We start from the raw sequence: 18,313 nt of genomic DNA, 5'->3' as shown, positions 1-18,313 counted from the left end.
GCCCGCACAGCACCACCAGACCCTCCGGGGGCGCGAGTTGACCCCCGCGCCCCCGGAGTTCTCTGCACCACCGCGTACGGAGAACAGCCCAACGGCCACCCACACGAAGGCGTGACACCCGAGCCGTGCTCGCGTGCCGCGACCGCCGCGCCGCCGAAATCCGGAAGACTGACGGACCCCGGCCACGACCCGTCGGGCCGTCCGCGTGCTTCCGGGGAAAGGGAGTCATGTCCGAAACCTCCCGTTCGCAAGCCCATGTGCAGCACGACGCCCCGGCCGGCTCCGCGCCGCACCCGGGCGCGCGGGGCACCGGGGTCCGGAGAACGGCCCTGGGGGTCAGCGAGCTCGTCCAGGCGGCCCTGCCGCTGATCGCCGACTGGCTCCCCACCCAGCGCTGGTACGCCGGGAAGGGACGCCCCATCACCGGACTCGTCCCGGTGGTCGGCACCCCGCTGCAGGTCGGCGACCCGGCCCTGCTGCACCTGCTGCTACGGGTCGAACACGCCACCACGGCCGGCCTCCCGCACGGCGACACCTACCAACTGCTGCTCGGCATCCGCACCCAGGGGCCCGCCGGGATCGAACCCGGCGCCGTACTCGGCCTGCTCACCCAGGGCCCGTACGACGGCGCCGCCCTCTACGACGCCGTGCACGACCCCGAACTCACCGGACGCCTCCTGGAACACCTGGCCACCGGCGACCGGTTCGGCTCGCTCTCCTTCCGCCGCACCCCTGGCTCCGGACTGCCCGCCAACCTCCCCGGCCGCGCCTCCACCGCCGAACAGTCCAACAGCTCGGTCATCTACGGCACCTCGTACATCCTCAAACTGTTCCGGCGCGTCCACCCCGGCACCAACCCCGACCTGGAACTCTCCCTCGCCCTCTCCCGGGCCGGCTCCACCCGCATCCCCCGGGTCGCCGCCTGGTTCGAGAGCCGGATGGAACGCGCCGAACCCGCCACCCTCGGACTGCTCCAGCGCTACCTGCCGGACGCCGAGGACGGCTGGGAACTCGCCCTCGACCAGGTCGGCCGGCTCAAGGGCGACCGTTCCCCCGGCAACTTCGCCATCGAGGCGCACCGGCTCGGCCGGGCCACCGCCGAGGTGCACCGGGTGCTCGCCCGCTCCATGCCCGTCGCCCGGCTCGACCGCACCGAGACCGGCCGGCTCGCCACCGCGATGGCCGACCGGCTGGACAGCGCCGTCGCCGCCGTCCCCGGCCTGCTGCGCTTCCGCGCCGCCCTGCGCGCCGCCTTCCAGCAGCTCGCCGACGCCCACCCGGACGGCCTGCCGGTCCAGCGCATCCACGGCGACCTCCACCTCGGCCAGGCCATGCGCACCCCGCACGGCTGGGTGCTGCTGGACTTCGAGGGCGAGCCCGCCAAATCCGTCAACGAGCGCCGCGAACCCCAGCCCGCCCTGCGCGACGTCGCCGCGATGCTGCGCTCCTTCGACTACGCGGCCGCCCACCTGCTGGCCGGCGGCCCGGTCGACCCCGAGCTGGCCCACCTCGCCGCCGCCTGGGCCCAGCGCAACCGCACCGCCTTCTGCGCCGGCTACACCGCCGGGGGCGGCGCCGACCCGGCCGCCTCACCCGAGCTGATGCGGGCGCTGGAGATCGACAAGGCGGTGTACGAGGTGGTGTACGAGGCCCGGCACCGGCCCAGCTGGCTGCCGATCCCGCTCGCCGCGATCAACCGGCTCGCCCTGTCCGTCTGACCCCGCGCTCCCGTCCCGCCCGCCCGCCCGCCACGAGTTCGCCCATCCCCGCCGCTGGAGGACCACGCCGTGACGCCGCTCGACCCGACCGGCCGCCCCACCCGCCCCGTTCCGGCCACCTTCCTGGCCGGGGCCGCCGAACCCGGGGCCGCCGACCGCGGGGGCTCCGACCGCGGGGGCTCCGACCGCGGGGGCTCCGAACGCGGGGGCTCCGAACGCGGGGCCGCCGCCCCGGCCGGTCCCGCCGCAGACGCCCCGGTCGGTGCCCTGCGCCTGCCCGAGGCGCCACTGCCGCCGGCCGAGGTGGACCGGCTGGTGAACGGGCAGCACCACGACCCGCACGCCCTGCTCGGCGCCCACCCGGTGCACGGCGGGACGGCGATCCGGGTGCTGCGCCCGTTCGCCGACCGGGTGGTGGTGGAGACCGCCCACGGCCCCGCCGAACTCACCCACCAGCAGGGCGGGTTGTTCACCGGCCTGCTGGCGGGCGGCGAACCCCCGGACTACACCCTGCTGGTGGACTACCCCGACGGCGAACCCCAGCGCCAGCACGACGGCTACCGCACCCCGCCCACCCTCGGCGAACTCGACCTGCACCTGATCTCCGAGGGCCGGCACGAACAGCTGTGGCAGGCGCTCGGCTCGCACGTGCGCACCGTCGACGGCGTGGCCGGCACCGCCTTCGCGGTCTGGGCGCCCAACGCCACCGGGGTGCGGCTGATCGGCGACTTCAACCACTGGAACGGCACCGGCCACCCGATGCGCTCGCTCGGCTCCTCCGGCGTCTGGGAGCTGTTCGTCCCGGGCGTCGCCGAGGGCGCCACCTACAAGTACGAGATCCACACCCGGCAGGGCTGGGTCCTCGACAAGGCCGACCCGCTCGCCCGGGCCGCCCAGTGCCCGCCCGGCACCGCCTCCGTCGTCACCTCCTCCACCCACCGGTGGCAGGACGACGAGTGGATGGCCCGCCGGGCCCGCACCGCGCACCACCGGGCCCCGATGTCGGTGTACGAGCTGCACCTCGCCTCCTGGCGGCCCGAGCTCACCGACTACCGTGCCATCGCCGAGGAACTGCCCCGCTACCTCAAGGAGTTGAACTTCACCCACGTGGAGTTCATGCCGGTGATGGAGCACCCCTTCGGCGGCTCCTGGGGGTACCAGGTCTCCGGCTACTTCGCCCCCACCGCCCGGCTCGGCAGCCCCGACGACTTCCGGTACCTGGTCGACACCCTGCACCGGCACGGCATCGGCGTGATCGTCGACTGGGTGCCCGCGCACTTCCCCAAGGACGACTTCGCCCTCGCCCGCTTCGACGGCGAACCGCTGTACGAGCCCGCCGACCCGCAGCGCGCCGAGCACCCCGACTGGGGGACGCTGGAGTTCGACTACGGCCGCACCGAGGTGCGCAACTTCCTGGTCGCCAACGCCGTGTACTGGTGCGAGGAGTTCCACATCGACGGCCTGCGGGTCGACGCGGTCGCCTCGATGCTCTACCTCGACTACTCCCGCGAGAGCGGCGGCTGGACGCCCAACCAGTACGGCGGCCGGGAGAACCTGGACGCGGCCGCCTTCCTCCAGGAGATGAACGCCACCGTCTACCGGCGCTGCCCCGGCGTGATCACCATCGCCGAGGAGTCCACCGCCTGGGACGGCGTCACCCGGCCCACCGACGCCGGCGGCCTCGGCTTCGGGCTCAAGTGGAACATGGGCTGGATGCACGACTCGCTGGTCTACATGTCCAAGGAGCCGGTGCACCGCAAGTACCACCACAACGACATCACCTTCTCGATGGTGTACGCCTACTCCGAGAACTACGTCCTGCCGATCTCCCACGACGAGGTCGTCCACGGCAAGCAGGCCCTGGTCTCCAAGATGCCCGGTGACTGGTGGCAGCAGCGCGCCAACCACCGCGCCTACCTGGGCTTCATGTGGTCCCACCCCGGCAAGCAACTGCTCTTCATGGGGCAGGAGTTCGCCCAGGGCGCGGAATGGGACCACGAGCAGGGCCCGCAGTGGTGGGTGCTCGACGAGCAGTGGCCCGCCCACCAGGACCACCGGGGCGTGCGCCGCCTCGTCCGCGACCTCAACCGGACCTACCGGGACACCCCCGCCCTCTGGGAGCTGGACACCACCCCGGACGGCTTCCGCTGGCTCGACGGCGGCTCCGCCGAGGACAACCTGCTCTCCTTCGTCCGCTTCGCCGCCGACGGCACCCCGCTGGTCGCCGTCTGCAACTTCTCCCCCGTCGTCCGCCACGGCCACCGGGTCGGCCTGCCCGCCCTGGACGGCCGCGAGCAGCTCTGGGAGGAGGTGCTGAACACCGACGCCGAGGCCTACGGCGGCAGCGGTGCCGGCAACTCCCGCCCGATCAAGGCCGATCCGGTCGAGTGGAACGGCCAGCCGCGCTCCGCCGAACTGGTCCTGCCCCCGCTCGCCACCCTCTGGCTCCGGCCCGCCTGACCCCGTAGGCTCCCCGCCCGGGACTGATCGTCAACGGGCGGGGGGCTCGTACGTGTTCACGGCCTTGGCACTGGCCTACCTGCTGCCGCCACTGATCTGCTGGGCGTTCCTGGCCCGCACCCGGGCCGTCGGAGCGGCCGTCCTCGCCGTCCTCGCCGCACTGGCCCTGGCGCCGGCCGGCCTGGAGCAGGAGTGGTACTTCACCCGCGCCACCGCCGAGATCGAGGCCGGGTACCCGGTCGCGGCCGGCCTGGTGGTGCTCGCGGGCGCACTGGTCGAGCGGCGGCTGCGCGGCCCCCGACCGGAGCGGCAGTACGACCACCCGGTCGCCGGATCGACCGTCGCGCTCACCGCCCACGCCCTGGTCGGCGTGGTCATCGCCCTCGGCTACGGCCTGTTCGCCTTCGACGCCTTCGTCCCGAGCGCGGCGGAAGTGTCCGTTCCCCCCGGGCTGACCGTCACCCGGAGCACCGAGGGCCACTGCGGCTCCAACTTCTGCTCCCGCACCCTCACCCTCGGCAGCACCGCCGGCCTCCCCGCCGCCGAGGTGGAGGCCCGCATGCGCGCCGCCCTCACCGCCGACGGCTGGACCCCGGGCCGCGACGGCGCCCTGCTCCGCCCGCACGGCTGGCTGCTGGACCCGCGCCTCTCGACGGCCTACCTCCACGGCACGGAACTGGAACTGTCCGGCTCCGAATCGGCCGCCGCCGCCCGCTGACCGCCCCGGTCGGCGTCACCGGGGAGCCGTGACCGGGAACCCGAGCTCCTCGGCGGCCCGGCCGAGCTCGCGGTCGTAGGTGACGAAGTCGGTGAGTTCGGCCCGGAAGGGCTCCGCGCTGGCCAGGTGCAGCGCGTCCAGCGATCCCAGCCGCGGGGTGCGGTAGGCGAGCGCCCTGGCCAGCACCGCGCTGCTGAGGTCGACCCGGTAGGCCCCCCGGAGCGCCTGGTCCACGTGGTACGGGACCAGCTGGTGCGACAGGCCCGCGCGGAGCAGCGTGCGGGTGATCTCCAGCCGGGCCAGTTCGCTGGTGATCAGTTCGGTGCCGTCGGGGAGCGCCTCCCGCCAGGCGCGCAGCGCGGCTGTCTCCGGCTCCGGCTTGATGAACTTCAGCAGCGCGCAGGAGTCCAGGTAGATCAACGGTCGCGCTCCCGGTTCCGGTCCTCGATCAGCAGGTCCGACAGGCTGCCGACGTCCGGCAGCAGGTCGAGGGCGAGCTCGGGCATGCCCTGCTCGGTGGGCGGAGTGACCTCTCCGGCCGCGACCAGGCGTTCGAGGGTCGACTCCGGGGCCGTCTCCGGCACCAGTCTCAGCACGGGCCGCCCGCGGTCGGTCACGACGATCGTCGCGCCGGCCCGGACCCGCGCGACCGCCTTGGACGGGTTCTGGTTCAACTCACGCAGTCCCATGGTCTCCATACCAGCCAATGTAACTACATGAGGTAGGTACATCAAGGGCAGGCGTCGGCGCAAGTCCCCGGCCCAGGCCCTTGGTCCCTTGCCCCTCCCCCTTGGCTCTGCTCGCGGACGGGCGTTCGTGGTGCGAAGGTATGGTCGAGATGACCAGCTTCCGAGGCGACGGGACGGAGACATCCGCGTGGCGCGCAGCGTGTACGTGACCGGGATCGACCGGGGGGACGGCCGGCAGGCCGTCGAACTCGGGGTCATGGAACTGCTCACCCGCCAGGTGGACCGGGTCGGGGTGTTCCGTCCGCTGGTGCACGCGGCCGCGCCCGGCGAGTCCGGCTCCGACCACGTCGTCGAGCTGCTGCGCGGGCGGTACCGGATCGACCTGCCGGGCACGGAGCTGTACGGGCTCACCTACGAGGAGGCCGCTGCGCTCCAGGCCGCCCAGGGGCAGGACGAGCTGGTCTCCGCGCTGGTCGACCGCTTCCGGGCGCTGGAGCGGCGCTGCCAGGCGGTGCTGGTGCTCGGCACGGATTTCGCCGACACCAACATCCCGGACGAGCTGGCCTTCAACGCCCGGCTCGCCAACGAGTTCGGCGCCGCCGTACTGCCGGTGGTCGGCGGCCAGGGCAAGGACCCGGAGGCCGTGATCGCCGAGGTGCGCAACGCCCACCGGGCGTACACCGACCTCGGCTGCGAGACCCTGGCGATGATCGCCAACCGGACCTCCCCGGGCGCCAAGCAGCGGATCCAGCGCGCGCTCACCGAGAAGCTGCCGATCCCGGCGTACGTGATCCCGGAGGAGCCGGCGCTGGCCGCGCCGACGGTCGCCCAGCTGGTGGAGGCGACCGGCGCCGAGGTGCTGCTCGGTGACGCGGCCGGGCTGGCCCGGGACGTCCGCGGCTTCGTCTTCGGCGGCGCCATGCTGCCCACCTTCCTGGACGCGCTGACCGAGGGCGCCCTGGTCGTCACCCCCGGGGACCGCGCCGACCTGGTGATCGGCTCGCTGGCCGCGCACGCGGCCGGCGCCCCGCCGATCGCCGGCGTGCTGCTGACCCTCGGCCAGCACCCCGGCCCGAACGTGATGGCGCTGGCCGCCCGGCTCGCCCCCGGCACCCCCGTCGCGGTCGTCCCGGAGGGCAGCTGGCCCACCGCCGCCACCCTGACCCACCTGGAGGGCAAGCTCACCGCGGCCAGCCCCCGGAAGGCCGAGATCGCCCTCGGACTGTTCGAACTGCACGTGGACACCGCCGAGTTGACCAACCGGATCGAGGTCGGCCGGTCCGAGCGGGTGACCCCGATGATGTTCGAGCACGAGCTGCTGGAGCGCGCCCGGGCCGGCCGCCGGCACGTGGTGCTGCCCGAGGGCACCGAGGAGCGGGTGCTGCGCGCGGCCGAGATCCTGCTGCGCCGCAACATCTGCGACCTCACCCTGCTCGGCGAGGTCGACGCGGTGCGCCGCAAGGCCGCGGGCCTGGGCATCGCCCTCCCGCAGGACGACCCGGGCGCCGACCGCGCCCAACTCCGGGTCGTCGACCCGAGCACCAGCCCGCTGCGCCGCCAGTTCGCCGAGCTGTACGCCCGGCTGCGCGCCCACAAGGGGATGACCGTCGAGCTGGCCCTGGACGTGGTCACCGACGTCTCCTACTTCGGCACCCTGATGGTCCAGGAGGGCATCGCCGACGGCATGGTCTCCGGCGCGGTGCACTCCACCGCGGCGACCATCCGCCCCGCCTTCGAGGTGATCAAGACCTCGCCGGGCGCGTCCATCGTGTCGAGCGTCTTCTTCATGTGCCTGGCCGACAAGGTGCTGGTGTACGGCGACTGCGCGGTCAACCCGGACCCGGACGCCCAGCAGCTGGCCGACATCGCGATCCAGTCGGCCGCCACCGCCGCCCAGTTCGGGGTGGAGCCACGGGTCGCGATGCTCTCGTACTCGACCGGCACCTCCGGCTCGGGCGCGGACGTCGACAAGGTCCGCAAGGCCACCGAGCTGGTCCGCGCGCTGCGGCCGGACATCCTGGTGGAGGGCCCGATCCAGTACGACGCGGCGGTGGACGAGCACGTCGCGGCCACCAAGCTGCCGGGCTCGCCGGTGGCCGGGCGGGCGACCGTGCTGATCTTCCCGGACCTCAACACCGGCAACAACACCTACAAGGCCGTCCAGCGCTCGGCCGGCGCGGTCGCGGTCGGCCCGGTGCTGCAGGGGCTGCGCAAGCCCGTCAACGACCTCTCCCGCGGCGCGCTGGTGGAGGACATCGTCAACACCGTGGCGATCACCGCCATCCAGGCCCAGGACGACAAGGAGCCGCAGGCATGACCGCAGGAACGCGCGTCCTCGTTCTCAACGCCGGCTCCTCGTCGGTGAAGTACCAGCTGATCGACATGCTGGACGGCGCCCGGCTCGCCTCCGGGCTGGTGGAGCGGATCGGCGAGGCGGGCGGCCGGCTGGTGCACACCCCGCGGGCCGGCGAGCGGCGCGAGCTGGTGCAGGCCTTCCCGGACCACTCGGCCGCGTTGAAGGCCGTCGCCGAGGAGCTGGCCGCCGACGGCATCGGGCTGGACTCCCCCGAGCTGGCCGCGATCGGCCACCGGGTGGTGCACGGCGGCAAGCGGTTCACCGAGCCGACGGTGATCACCGACGAGGTGCTCAGGGAGATCCGCCGGCTGATCCCGGTCGCGCCGCTGCACAACCCGGCGAACATCACCGGCATCGAGGTGGCCCGGGCGCTCCGGCCGGACCTGCCGCAGGTGGCCGTGTTCGACACCGCCTTCCACGCCTCGATGCCCGAGTACGCGGCCCGCTACGCGATCGACAAGGCCGTCGCCGACGAGCACCGGGTGCGCCGCTACGGCTTCCACGGCACCTCGCACCAGTACGTCTCGCGGGCCACCGCCCGGCTGCTCGGCAAGGACCCGGCCGAGGTCAACGTGATCGTGCTGCACCTGGGCAACGGCGCCTCCGCCTCGGCGGTCAGCGGCGGCCGCTGCGTGGACACCTCGATGGGCCTCACCCCCCTGGAGGGCCTGGTCATGGGCACCCGTTCGGGTGACATCGACGCGGGCGTGGTGTTCCACCTGCACCGGGTCGGCGGCCTGTCCGTCGACCGGATCGACGACCTGCTCAACCGCCGCAGCGGGCTGCGCGGCCTGTGCGGCGAGAACGACATGCGGGAGATCATGCGTCGCGCCGACGAGGGGGACGCGGACGCGAGGCTCGCCTTCGACGCGTACGTCCACCGGCTGCGCAAGTACATCGGCGGCTACTACGCGGTGCTCGGCCGGGTGGACGCGATCGCGTTCACCGCGGGCGTCGGGGAGAACGCCGCGCCGGTGCGCGCGGCGGCCACCGCGGGACTGGAGGAGCTGGGCATCGCCGTGGACCCGGAGCTGAACTCGGTGCGCTCGGGCGACGCCCGGATCATCTCGCCCGGCTTCTCCCGGGTGGCGGTCGCGGTGGTGCCGACCGACGAGGAGCTGGAGATCGCCCGGCAGGCCTTCGCCCTGGTGCACCGCGAGAGCGAGCTGTCCGAGGACTGACACGGAATCGTCTCGTTCCTCGGGATCATTCGTCGGCGATTCCTCCCGGTCCGTGCCGAATGCACCTATAACACGAACGGATAGACTGATCCATATGCGCCGAGCGAAAATTGTCTGCACCCTGGGTCCGGCCACGGACTCCTACGAACAGCTGAAGGCCATCGTCGAGGCGGGCATGAACGTCGCCCGACTGAACATGAGCCACGGCAACCACGCGGACCACGAGGAGCGGTACCGCAAGGTCCGCCAGGTCTCGGAGGACACCGGCAAGGCCATCGGCGTCCTGGCCGACCTCCAGGGTCCCAAGATCCGTCTGGCGACCTTCGCCAACGGCCCGGTGACCGTCGACAACGGCGACGAGTTCACCATCACCACCGAGGACGTCCCCGGTGACCAGCACATCTGCGGCACCACCTACAAGGGCCTGCCCGGCGACGTGAAGCCCGGCGACCCGATCCTGATCAACGACGGCGTCATCGCCCTGGAGGTCGTCAGCGTCGACGGCCCGCGGGTGAAGACCGTGGTGGTCGAGGGCGGCGTGCTCTCGAACAACAAGGGCATCAACCTGCCCGGTGCGGCCGTGAACGTCCCCGCCCTGTCCGAGAAGGACAAGGACGACCTGCGCTTCGCGCTGCGTCTGGGCGTCGACATGGTCGCGCTGTCCTTCGTCCGCAACGCGGAGGACATCAAGGACGTCCACGAGGTCATGGACGAGGTCGGCATCCGGGTGCCGGTCATCGCCAAGATCGAGAAGCCGCAGGCCGTCGAGGCCATGGAGGAGATCGTCCTCGCCTTCGACGCCATCATGGTCGCCCGCGGCGACCTGGCCGTCGAGTACCCGCTGGAGCGGGTGCCGCTGGTCCAGAAGCAGCTGATCACCCTGGCCCGCCGCAACGCCAAGCCGGTCATCGTCGCCACCCAGATGATGGAGTCGATGATCCACGCCTCGCGCCCGACCCGCGCCGAGGTCTCCGACGTCGCCAACGCCATCCTGGACGGCACCGACGCGGTGATGCTCTCCGCCGAGTCCAGCGTCGGCAAGTATCCGGTCGAGACCGTCCGCACCATGAGCCGGATCTGCGAGAAGGCCGAGGAGGAGCTGGTCTCCCAGGGCCTCCAGCCGCTCAACCCGGGCCGCAAGCCGCGCACCCAGGGCGGCTCCGTCGCCCGCGCCGCGTGCGAGCTGGGCGACTTCCTGAACGGCAAGGCGCTGATCGCGTTCACCAAGTCCGGTGACACCGCGCGTCGGCTGTCCCGCTACCGTTCGCCGATCCCGGTGATCGCGTTCACCCCGGACTCGGCCACCCGCAACCAGCTCTCGCTGAGCTGGGGCGTCGAGTCGTACGTCACCGAGCAGGTGGCCACCACCGACGCGATGGTCGCGCAGGTCGACCGCGAGCTGCTGAAGCTGGGCGAGCTGGGCGAGGGCGACACCGTGATCGTCACCGCCGGTGTCCCGGTCGGCATCCCCGGCACCACCAACATGGTGCAGGTGCACCGCGTGGGCGGCCACGGCGAGTGACGCCCCGGTAGAACGAACGCCGGTGGGGCGGTCCTCCGTAAACGGGAGGGCCGCCCCACCGGCGTTTTCGCGTCCGCTACCCGGCGCCGTGCGTCCGCCGCTCGGCGGTCACTTGTCGCTGTAGGGCGCGTCGTCGTTGAACAGGTGCATCCCCGGGATGTGCAGGGTGCCGCCGAACTGGCCGGCCTGCTTGGCCGTCACCCCGGTCAGCTCGATGTCCAGCGGGATCGGGATGGCGCCGATCAGGTCGTACAGCCAGCGCGGCAGGGTGTCCGGGGTGAGGGTGATCTCGCCCAGGTCGATCGGGATCGGCAGGCCGAGCAGCTTGGACAGGTGGCCGGACAACCGCTCCACGTACATGGTGACCGGGCCGTTGCGCATGGTCGAGGTCGAACCCGGGGCGCTCTGGACGTGGAAGGTGACGCCGTTGCCCTCCAGGGTCGACATGTCGAGGTTCTCGATGTCGACGCTGTCGACCACGAACTTCAGCACCCGCTTGGTGCCGGTCGGGGTCTTCACGTCGTAGACGCCGTGGAAGGCCGCGCCGTGCAGGCCGAGCCGGCTGGTCTGCAGCGTCCAGTTCTGCTCCGGGACGACGTGCTCGGCGGTGGCCGCACCGGCGGTCAGGTTCCGGGCGTCCACGTCGCAGTTGGGGTTCGCGGTGGGCGAGCCGGACGGGGTGGCGGCGGCCGAGGAGCTCGACGACGCACCCGCCGACGGGGTCGTGGACGGAGCCGCCTTGCCACTCGCCTTGCCGCCCGCCTTGGCGCCCGCCTTACCGCCGGAGGCGGTGGCGGCCGGCGAGGGCTGCCCGCCCGAGGGCTGGGCGGCGGCGGACTGCCCGTCCGGGGACTGAGCGGCGGGCGGCGCGGCCTGCTGGGTGCCGGCGGCCGGGGCCTGCGGCTGGGCGGGCTGCGCCGGGGTGCCGACCCGCGGGGCGGGGGCGGCCGGACCCTGGGGGGTGGCACTCGGTGTCGCGCTCGGCGAAGGAGTGGCCGAACCGCCCGGGTTCAGCAGGTGGTTGATGCCGCCGACGAGGTCGTCGATCAGCCCGGCCCGGCTCGCGGTGGCCGTGCCGCTCCCGGTGCCCGGGTAGACGGCGCTGACCGCGCCGGAGCCGCCGGTGGTGGCGGTGGTGGCGGAACGGACGGCCGACTGGGTGGCCGTCGTCGCTGGGGGCTTCACCGGTGCGGTGGTCGGCGCCGTGGTCGGTATCTGGCTCGGCGTGGTGGTCGGCGCGGTGGTCGGCAGCGAGCTCGGGCCGGACGAGGGCGTCGTCGTCGGGCTCCCCGTCGCCCCCGGCGTACCGGTCGGCGCGGGCGGCGGCTCGGGCAGCTCGCTCTTGGGGACGGGCGTCTCCTCGACCGGCGCCACGTCCGGCACGGCCACCGGTGCGTTGCCGCACGGCTTGCCCGCAGCGGACTCGGCGACCGCCGGGTTGGGCGTGTAGGCGGCCGCCATCAGCAGCGCGGTCGGCACCGCGGCCATCGCCAGGGCGCGGCCTCTCAGCCGGACCCGGACCGGCGTGCGCGGCGCGGCGTGCCGGCCGGAGCGCTGCGCGGGGACGGCCGTGCCCTCTGCTTGCTCGGCCGGCCCGGTCACCGCGCCCCCTCCTGCTCCCCGGCGGTGCCCTGCTTCGGAACAGCGGCCTCGGCGGCGGGCTCGGCCGCGGGCTCGACGGCCTGCTCCACGGGCCCGCCCTGGGCGGGCAGCTTCGCGGTGGGCGCCTCGACGGCGGCGGTCTCGGTGGCGACCTCAGCGGTGGCGACCTCAGCGGTGGCAGCCTCGGCGGTGGCGACCTCAGCGGTGGTGGCCTCGGCAGCGGCGCTCTCGGTGGCGACGCTCTCCGCCACCGCACCGTCCGCCGGCCGGCCGCGCCGTGCGCGCCGCCCCTTGGCCGGCGCGGTGGACGGCTCCGGCAGCGGCGCCCAGGAGACCATCAGTCCGCCGCCGATCAGACCGGGCAGCAGGGCGAGGCCGAAGCCCGCGAGGTTGGAGACCGGGATCGAGACCAGCGTCAGCAGGATGGTCGCGATGCCCGCGAAGACCCGGACGGCGGGCTGGAACCAGGCGGTCAGCCCGAGGATGATCATCAGTACCCCGATGATCAGCGACCCGGCACCGGCCGTGGTGGACATCGCGATGGTCAGCCCGCCGAAGGTGAGGTGGGCGTACGGGAAGTAGAGGATCGGGACGCCGGCGATCATGGCCAGCAGGCCGCCCCAGAAGGGCCTGGAGCGGCGGAATTCACGGAAGTGCCGCCAGAGCCACCCGACGGGGTTCTGCTGACGGGGCCGCGTCTCGACCGTTGCGCTGGACATGGTGCAGCTCCTCGACGTCGCTACGAGGGAAGAACGAAAAAGGTGGGTGCCGGGGGTGGCGGTCGCCCGCCGCCCCCGGCCCCGGGTTGCCCAGTCATCCGGGCACGCCGGTCGGCGTGCCGTCAGACGTGGCTCAGAAGCACTCGTTGCCCGCGCCGTCGCCGCTCTTGAGCGCGAGGTTGAGGCCGTTCAGCTTGAACGTGCCGGCCGAGGTGGCCCGCGCGGTCTGCTGAACGCCGCTCAGGTCGGCGGTCTTGGCGGACTGGGCGAAGCCGGTCGCGCCGGTCGGCAGGCCGGCGCCGCCGCCCGCCTTGGTGACACCCGCGTGCGGGGCCCAGCCCTGGGTGGCCGTACCCGAGAGGGTGGAGGCGTCCTGGCCGATGTTCATCTGGGTGAAGGTCGCGTCCGCCTTCAGCTGCTCCAGGTCGATCAGCAGGTTGTCGGCCTGGACCGGCTTGCCCGCCTCGGTACCGGCGTGCAGCTGGAGGGTGATCTTGCCCAGCCCGAAGCCGGACAGGTCCGTCACCACCGACTGGCACAGGTTGGTGATGTCGGCGTGGTCGAAGGCCGAGACCGCGACCGGGTGGGGCTTGCCGTTCGCCTCGATGTCGACCGAGCCGAACTGGGAGAAGTTGGTGCCGTGCAGCTGGTCGGTGCTGACCTTGAACTGCTGGCCGGAAATGCTGAACGAGGCGGCGAGCGCACTGTTGGCGATCGAGACGCCGACCATCGCGGTGGCCGCGACGCTCGGCACCATCACCAGGGCGAAGCGCTTCCAGCGGGTCTTGCCGTAGGTCTTGGACATGCGAGTCCTCCTTCTAGGACGTACATCTCCGGCTTCCCGGCGGCGCGTCCCGCGCCGGTGGGAGCCTGGGATGGGAGAGAGCTACGTCCTCGGTAGCGGAGAGCGCCTTGGGCGTCGTCGGACGCGGGAGCGGCCTGCGTACTGCGGCACTCCCGTCCCGAAACCGGCCGTCCTTGCGGGACGACGGGTCGGATCGACGACATCGGCGATCACCCCCGAGCGACAACCAGCGACCGCGCAGGGCCGCGCGGCCGGTCGAGGACAGGAACCGCCGTGGGACCGCGGATACCCCCCTGCCCTCCCTACCGCCGACCGGAGCCGGCGGATCACCCGGTGGGGATCCCGCGCTCCGCGTGGCCGACGGGCTGTCGGAGGGTGTGGAGTCTGGGACCGGGCGTGGCCGATCGTGCTTGAATCCCGGGCGAAGCACAAGGGGTGCCTTACTGACGGGTAATGCAACACCAGGTGGCATTGATCATGGAATTGACCCGAGTTGCACCGTGCGTGACGTGTTGAAGGAAACGTGACGGCGAAATCTGCCGGAAACAGTGGCGAAACACCCGTGGGTGGTCACGGAAAGTGACCACCCACGGGTGAAATCAAGATTTGGTAAACCTCTGTCCGGTTGACCGGATTGTCGCCAAATCACCAGGCGACACCGCAGGTCATCCGAGGTGCCAGGCACCCGGTGCCAGCACCGGGGCCGGGCCGCCGCGGGAGCGGCTCGGAACAGCAGGCTCAGAACAGCACGCGGCTCAGAACAGCACGCGGGCCAGCGCCGCACGGGCCACGACCACCCGCGGGTCCTCCGGGCCGATCACCTCGAACAGCTCCAGCAGGCGCAGCCGGGCGGTGTCCCGGTCCTCGCCGAAGGTCCGGCCGACGGTGTCCACCAGGCGCCCGAAGGCGTCCTCGACGTGACCGCCCACCAGGTCCAGGTCAGCGGCCTGCAGCTGGACGGCGACGTCCTTCGGGTCGGCGGCGGCCGCCGCCCGGACCGACTGGAGGTCCAGGCCCTCGACCCGGTGGAGCAGCTCGGCCTGCGCCAGGCCCAGCTTGGCCTCGGTGTTGCCCGGCTGGTCGACCAGCACGTTCCGGTACGCCTGGACGGCGCCGCTCAGGTCGCCGGCGTCCAGCGCGTCGTGCGCGGCGGCCAGCGCCGGGTCCTCCGGCCGCTGCACCGCGGCGTCGTCGGCCTCGCCCGGGACGAACGCACCGCCGGAGATGCCGAAGCGCTGCTCGGCGACCAGGATCAGCTGGTCCAGCACCTTGCGGACGTTGGCGGCGCTCTCCGCGCCCTGGAACAGCGGCACCAGCTGACCGGCCACCACGGCCATCACGGCCGGGATGCCCTGGATGCCGAACTGCTGGGCGATCAGCTGGTTGGCGTCCACGTCGATCTTGGCGAGCACGAAGCGGCCGGCGTACTCCTCGGCCAGGCCCTCCAGGATCGGGCTGAGCTGCTTGCAGGGCCCGCACCACTCGGCCCAGAAGTCGATGACGACCGGCACCTCGGCGGAGCGCTGGACGACCTCGGTCTCGAAGGTGTCCTCGGTGACGTCGATGACGAGCGGGTAGGCGGGCTGGGGGGCGGCGACTCCGTCCGCTTCGGCGGCGGCCGCCTGACGGGCCCGCTCGGCCCGGGCCTGCTCGGCCTTCTGGGCGGCCTCACCGGCCGCCTTCACCGCGGCGAGGTCGACCGCACCGCGCAGGGAGGAGCTGTTGAGACGCGAATTCCGTGGCTGCATGGCACCATCCTCCCCCGTCCGTGCTGCTCGCGGGCACCAACCTCCGGAAAGTCGCCCCGCGCGGGCTGCGCGGTGCGGACTGGCGGTCGGTGCGCCCTTCCCCCGGTAGCCTGAACCGTTCGGCGCGGATCCCCACCCGCACCCGCGCCGCCCCGTCCCACGGGGTCGGCGCCTGGTTGTCACTGCTTTCGCTACAGGTCGTAGCGTAACTGGAGCCGGTGCCCCGGCCGCAAGCCCCAGCGGCGCTTCGGGGACGTGAGCTGCCCCACTTTCACGGTCCGCCCGGCTGCCCGAATCGGCGAACAGTCGCTACCGTTACCAGCCCCACCCAGGTTACTTACCAGTAGATCGCAAGGAGGCCCGGTGCCGGCCGCCCAGCCCTCCGTGAGACCGGACGACACCGTCCGGGACGGCTCCGCTCGGGAGGGCACCGCCCGGGAGGGCGCCGTCCGGGCCAAGGGCCGCCCGCGCAGCGCCGCCGCCGACCTCGCGATCCTCGACGCCACCCGTGAGGCCCTCGCCGAACTCGGCTGGGGCGGACTGACCATGGGCCACGTCGCGAGCCGGGCCGGGGTCGCCAAGACCACCCTCTACCGGCGCTGGCCCTCCAAGAACGAGCTGGTGGTCGACGCCGTCGCCAGCCTCTTCGACGAGCTGGTGATGCCCGACCTCGGCAGCCTGCGGGCCGACATCGAGGCCGTGGTCGGCCAGTTCGCCGACCTGCTGGCCCGCCCGGAGACCCAGGCCGCGCTGCTCGCCCTGTTCGCCGAGGGCACCCGGGACCCCCAGCTGCGCCGCCGGATCCGGGAGGCCATCGTGGACCCGCAGAAGCGGCTGGTCCGGCAGGGCCGGGCGGCCGCCCAGGCGCGCGGCGAACTGGAGGCGGACACCGACACCGCCTCGGCCCGCGAGGAGGTCGACATCATCTTCGACACCATCGCCGGCACCGTCGAGCACCGCGTGCTGGTCAGCGGCGAGCCGATCACCCCCGCGTGGACCCGCCGCTTCATCGACCTGCTGCTCGGACCGCTGATCATCGGCTGACGGCACGCCGGAGCCGCCGTACGGACCTCCGTACGGCGGCTCGGGTGCTCAGCGGGTCAGAAGGCCGCGTTCTCCTGGTACGTCCCCCACTCCTGCCGCAGCGCGTTGCAGATCTCGCCCAGGGTCGCCTCGGCGCGCACCGCGTCCAGCATCGGCGGGATCATCGACTCGCCCGAGCGGGCCGCCGCCAGCATGGCGTCCAGCCCGGCCCGCACCGCCGCCTCGTCCCGGGCCGCCTTGCGCTCGCCCAGCACCCGCACCTGCTCGCGCTCGACCTCGTGGCTGACCCGCAGGATCTCCAGGTCGGGGGTGACGCTGCGCGGGTGGCAGTTGACGCCGACCACGCGCTTGTCCCCCTTCTCCACCGACTGCTGGTACTGGAAGGCCGCCTCGGCGATCTCGCCGGTGAACCAGCCCTCCTCGATGCCGCGCAGGATGCCGGAGGTGATCGGGCCGATCTCGTGGTCCTCCCGGCCCTTGTCCAGGATCCGCCGGAAGATCGCCTCGGCCTGCTGCTCGATCCGGTCGGTCAGCGCCTCGACGTACCAGGAACCGCCCAGCGGGTCGGCCACGTTGGTGACGCCGGTCTCCTCCATCAGCACCTGCTGGGTGCGCAGCGCGATCTCGGCGGCCTGCTCGGAGGGCAGCGCCAGGGTCTCGTCCAGCGCGTTGGTGTGCAGCGAGTTGGTGCCGCCGAGAACCGCGGAGAGCGCCTCGACCGCGGTGCGCACCACGTTGTTGTACGGCTGCTGCGCGGTGAGCGAGACGCCGGCGGTCTGGGTGTGGAAGCGCAGCCACTGCGCCTTGTCGGTCTTCGCGCCGAAGCGGTCGCGCATCCAGCGGGCCCAGATCCGGCGCGCGGCGCGGAACTTGGCGATCTCCTCGAAGAAGTCCAGGTGGGCGTCGAAGAAGAAGGACAGGCCGGGCGCGAAGACGTCCACGTCCAGGCCGCGGGACAGGCCCAGTTCGACGTAGGCGAAGCCGTCCGCGAGGGTGTACGCCAGCTCCTGCGCGGCCGTCGCCCCGGCCTCGCGGATGTGGTAGCCCGAGACGGAGAGCGGCTTGTACGCCGGGATGCCCCGGGCGCAGTGCTCCATCAGGTCGCCGATCAGGCGCAGGTGCGGCTCGGGGGCGAAGAGCCACTCCTTCTGGGCGATGTACTCCTTGAAGATGTCGGTCTGCAGGGTGCCGTTGAGCACGGCCGGGTCCACGCCCTGGCGCTCGGCGGCGACCAGGTACATGCAGAAGATCGGGACGGCCGGGCCGCTGATCGTCATCGAGGTGGTGACCTCGCCGAGCGGGATGCCGGCGAACAGCACCTCCATGTCGGCGGCCGTGTCGATGGCGACGCCGCAGTGGCCGACCTCGCCGAGCGACTTGGGGTCGTCCGAGTCGTACCCCATCAGGGTGGGCATGTCGAAGGCGACCGAGAGGCCGCCGCCGCCCGCGTCCAGGATCATCCGGTAGCGCTCGTTGGTCTGCTGGGCGTTGCCGAAGCCGGCGAACTGCCGGATGGTCCAGGTGCGGCCGCGGTAGCCGGTGGGGTGCAGGCCGCGGGTGAACGGGTACTCGCCGGGCCAGCCGATCCGCTCGAAGCCCTCGACGGGCTGCCCGGGCGCCGGGCCGTAGACCGGCTCGACCTCGTCGCCGGAGAGGGTGGTGAAGTCCGCGTCGCGCTTGCGGGCCTTGTCGTACCGCTGCTGCCAGCGCTGCCGTCCGCGCTCGATCTCCTCGGCGTCCATGGGCCGAAC

At 72.8% G+C, this 18,313-nt stretch carries 14 protein-coding genes; 7 read left to right on the top strand and 7 right to left on the bottom strand.

Features of this window, described 5'->3' with window-relative positions; genetic code table 11:
* Positions 1–227 precede the first annotated feature (227 nt).
* The 3 genes from ACFV8H_RS05960 (at position 228) to ACFV8H_RS05950 (ending at position 4,896) form a co-directional block, all read left to right on the top strand.
* Positions 228–1,718: a phosphotransferase gene (locus ACFV8H_RS05960; protein WP_380396812.1), complete on the top strand. Its 1,491-nt coding sequence runs from the start codon at positions 228–230 to the stop codon at positions 1,716–1,718.
* A gap of 69 nt (positions 1,719–1,787) precedes the next feature.
* A complete protein-coding gene (glgB, locus tag ACFV8H_RS05955) occupies positions 1,788–4,178 on the top strand; it encodes a 1,4-alpha-glucan branching protein GlgB (RefSeq protein WP_380396810.1) in 2,391 nt (796 codons plus the stop codon).
* A gap of 52 nt (positions 4,179–4,230) precedes the next feature.
* Positions 4,231–4,896 carry a hypothetical protein gene (locus tag ACFV8H_RS05950; protein ID WP_380396808.1) on the top strand — a complete coding sequence of 222 codons (666 nt, stop codon included), beginning with the start codon at positions 4,231–4,233 and terminating at the stop codon, positions 4,894–4,896.
* Positions 4,897–4,911: 15 nt separating this feature from the next.
* Here ACFV8H_RS05950 and ACFV8H_RS05945 read toward each other — a convergent pair whose 3' ends face one another.
* The gene (locus ACFV8H_RS05945) at positions 4,912–5,316 is read right to left on the bottom strand and encodes a type II toxin-antitoxin system VapC family toxin (protein WP_380396806.1); all 405 of its coding nucleotides are present in this window, start codon (positions 5,314–5,316) and stop codon (positions 4,912–4,914) included.
* Positions 5,313–5,594: a type II toxin-antitoxin system Phd/YefM family antitoxin gene (locus tag ACFV8H_RS05940; protein WP_375891498.1), complete on the bottom strand. Its 282-nt coding sequence runs from the start codon at positions 5,592–5,594 to the stop codon at positions 5,313–5,315. Before ACFV8H_RS05940 ends, ACFV8H_RS05945 begins: the two co-directional genes overlap by 4 nt.
* 178 nt (positions 5,595–5,772) lie before the next feature.
* Between ACFV8H_RS05940 and pta the strand changes: the two genes are divergently transcribed.
* The 3 genes from pta (at position 5,773) to pyk (ending at position 10,644) form a co-directional block, all read left to right on the top strand.
* Positions 5,773–7,902, top strand: coding sequence for a phosphate acetyltransferase (gene pta, locus ACFV8H_RS05935; protein ID WP_380396804.1), 2,130 nt, complete (start codon positions 5,773–5,775; stop codon positions 7,900–7,902).
* Positions 7,899–9,122 carry an acetate kinase gene (locus tag ACFV8H_RS05930; protein ID WP_380396802.1) on the top strand — a complete coding sequence of 408 codons (1,224 nt, stop codon included), beginning with the start codon at positions 7,899–7,901 and terminating at the stop codon, positions 9,120–9,122. Before pta ends, ACFV8H_RS05930 begins: the two co-directional genes overlap by 4 nt.
* A gap of 94 nt (positions 9,123–9,216) precedes the next feature.
* The gene (gene pyk, locus ACFV8H_RS05925; RefSeq protein ID WP_375891495.1) at positions 9,217–10,644 is read left to right on the top strand and encodes a pyruvate kinase; all 1,428 of its coding nucleotides are present in this window, start codon (positions 9,217–9,219) and stop codon (positions 10,642–10,644) included.
* Between the two features lie 108 nt (positions 10,645–10,752).
* Here pyk and ACFV8H_RS05920 read toward each other — a convergent pair whose 3' ends face one another.
* From ACFV8H_RS05920 to ACFV8H_RS05905, 4 genes are all read right to left on the bottom strand, one after another.
* Positions 10,753–12,246 (bottom strand): hypothetical protein, encoded by a 1,494-nt coding sequence (locus tag ACFV8H_RS05920; RefSeq protein ID WP_380396800.1) that lies wholly within the window; start codon positions 12,244–12,246, stop codon positions 10,753–10,755.
* Positions 12,243–12,965: a DUF6114 domain-containing protein gene (locus tag ACFV8H_RS05915; protein WP_380396798.1), complete on the bottom strand. Its 723-nt coding sequence runs from the start codon at positions 12,963–12,965 to the stop codon at positions 12,243–12,245. Before ACFV8H_RS05915 ends, ACFV8H_RS05920 begins: the two co-directional genes overlap by 4 nt.
* 133 nt (positions 12,966–13,098) lie before the next feature.
* Positions 13,099–13,770: a DUF6230 family protein gene (locus ACFV8H_RS05910; RefSeq protein ID WP_375891492.1), complete on the bottom strand. Its 672-nt coding sequence runs from the start codon at positions 13,768–13,770 to the stop codon at positions 13,099–13,101.
* A gap of 755 nt (positions 13,771–14,525) precedes the next feature.
* Positions 14,526–15,518, bottom strand: a complete 993-nt coding sequence (locus tag ACFV8H_RS05905) for a tetratricopeptide repeat protein (protein ID WP_380396796.1) — start codon at positions 15,516–15,518, stop codon at positions 14,526–14,528.
* 492 nt (positions 15,519–16,010) lie between these two features.
* Here ACFV8H_RS05905 and ACFV8H_RS05900 point away from each other — a divergent pair, with 492 nt between their 5' ends.
* Positions 16,011–16,562, top strand: a complete 552-nt coding sequence (locus tag ACFV8H_RS05900) for a TetR/AcrR family transcriptional regulator (protein ID WP_380396913.1) — start codon at positions 16,011–16,013, stop codon at positions 16,560–16,562.
* 56 nt (positions 16,563–16,618) lie between these two features.
* On the opposite strand, the gene ACFV8H_RS05895 is transcribed toward ACFV8H_RS05900, so the two are convergent.
* Entirely contained in the window at positions 16,619–18,304 is a 1,686-nt protein-coding gene (locus ACFV8H_RS05895; protein ID WP_375891490.1) for a methylmalonyl-CoA mutase, read from the bottom strand.
* Positions 18,305–18,313 lie beyond the last annotated feature (9 nt).

The organism is Kitasatospora sp. NPDC059827, from assembly GCF_042731675.1.
Lineage (GTDB): Bacteria > Actinomycetota > Actinomycetes > Streptomycetales > Streptomycetaceae > Kitasatospora.
The sequence above is the reverse complement of the archived record's forward strand: the minus strand, read 5'-3'. Positions and strand labels throughout refer to the sequence as shown.

What these genes read in the sequence shown, in the direction of transcription:
- ACFV8H_RS05905 (WP_380396796.1), bottom strand. Translation starts at nt 15,518, where the DNA reads ATGCAGCCACGGAATTCGCGTCTCAACAGCTCCTCCCTGCGCGGTGCG.
- ACFV8H_RS05960 (WP_380396812.1), top strand. Translation starts at nt 228, where the DNA reads ATGTCCGAAACCTCCCGTTCGCAAGCCCATGTGCAGCACGACGCCCCG.
- ACFV8H_RS05930 (WP_380396802.1), top strand. Translation starts at nt 7,899, where the DNA reads ATGACCGCAGGAACGCGCGTCCTCGTTCTCAACGCCGGCTCCTCGTCG.
- ACFV8H_RS05940 (WP_375891498.1), bottom strand. Translation starts at nt 5,594, where the DNA reads ATGGAGACCATGGGACTGCGTGAGTTGAACCAGAACCCGTCCAAGGCG.
- ACFV8H_RS05915 (WP_380396798.1), bottom strand. Translation starts at nt 12,965, where the DNA reads ATGTCCAGCGCAACGGTCGAGACGCGGCCCCGTCAGCAGAACCCCGTC.
- ACFV8H_RS05910 (WP_375891492.1), bottom strand. Translation starts at nt 13,770, where the DNA reads ATGTCCAAGACCTACGGCAAGACCCGCTGGAAGCGCTTCGCCCTGGTG.
- pyk (WP_375891495.1), top strand. Translation starts at nt 9,217, where the DNA reads ATGCGCCGAGCGAAAATTGTCTGCACCCTGGGTCCGGCCACGGACTCC.
- ACFV8H_RS05895 (WP_375891490.1), bottom strand. Translation starts at nt 18,304, where the DNA reads ATGGACGCCGAGGAGATCGAGCGCGGACGGCAGCGCTGGCAGCAGCGG.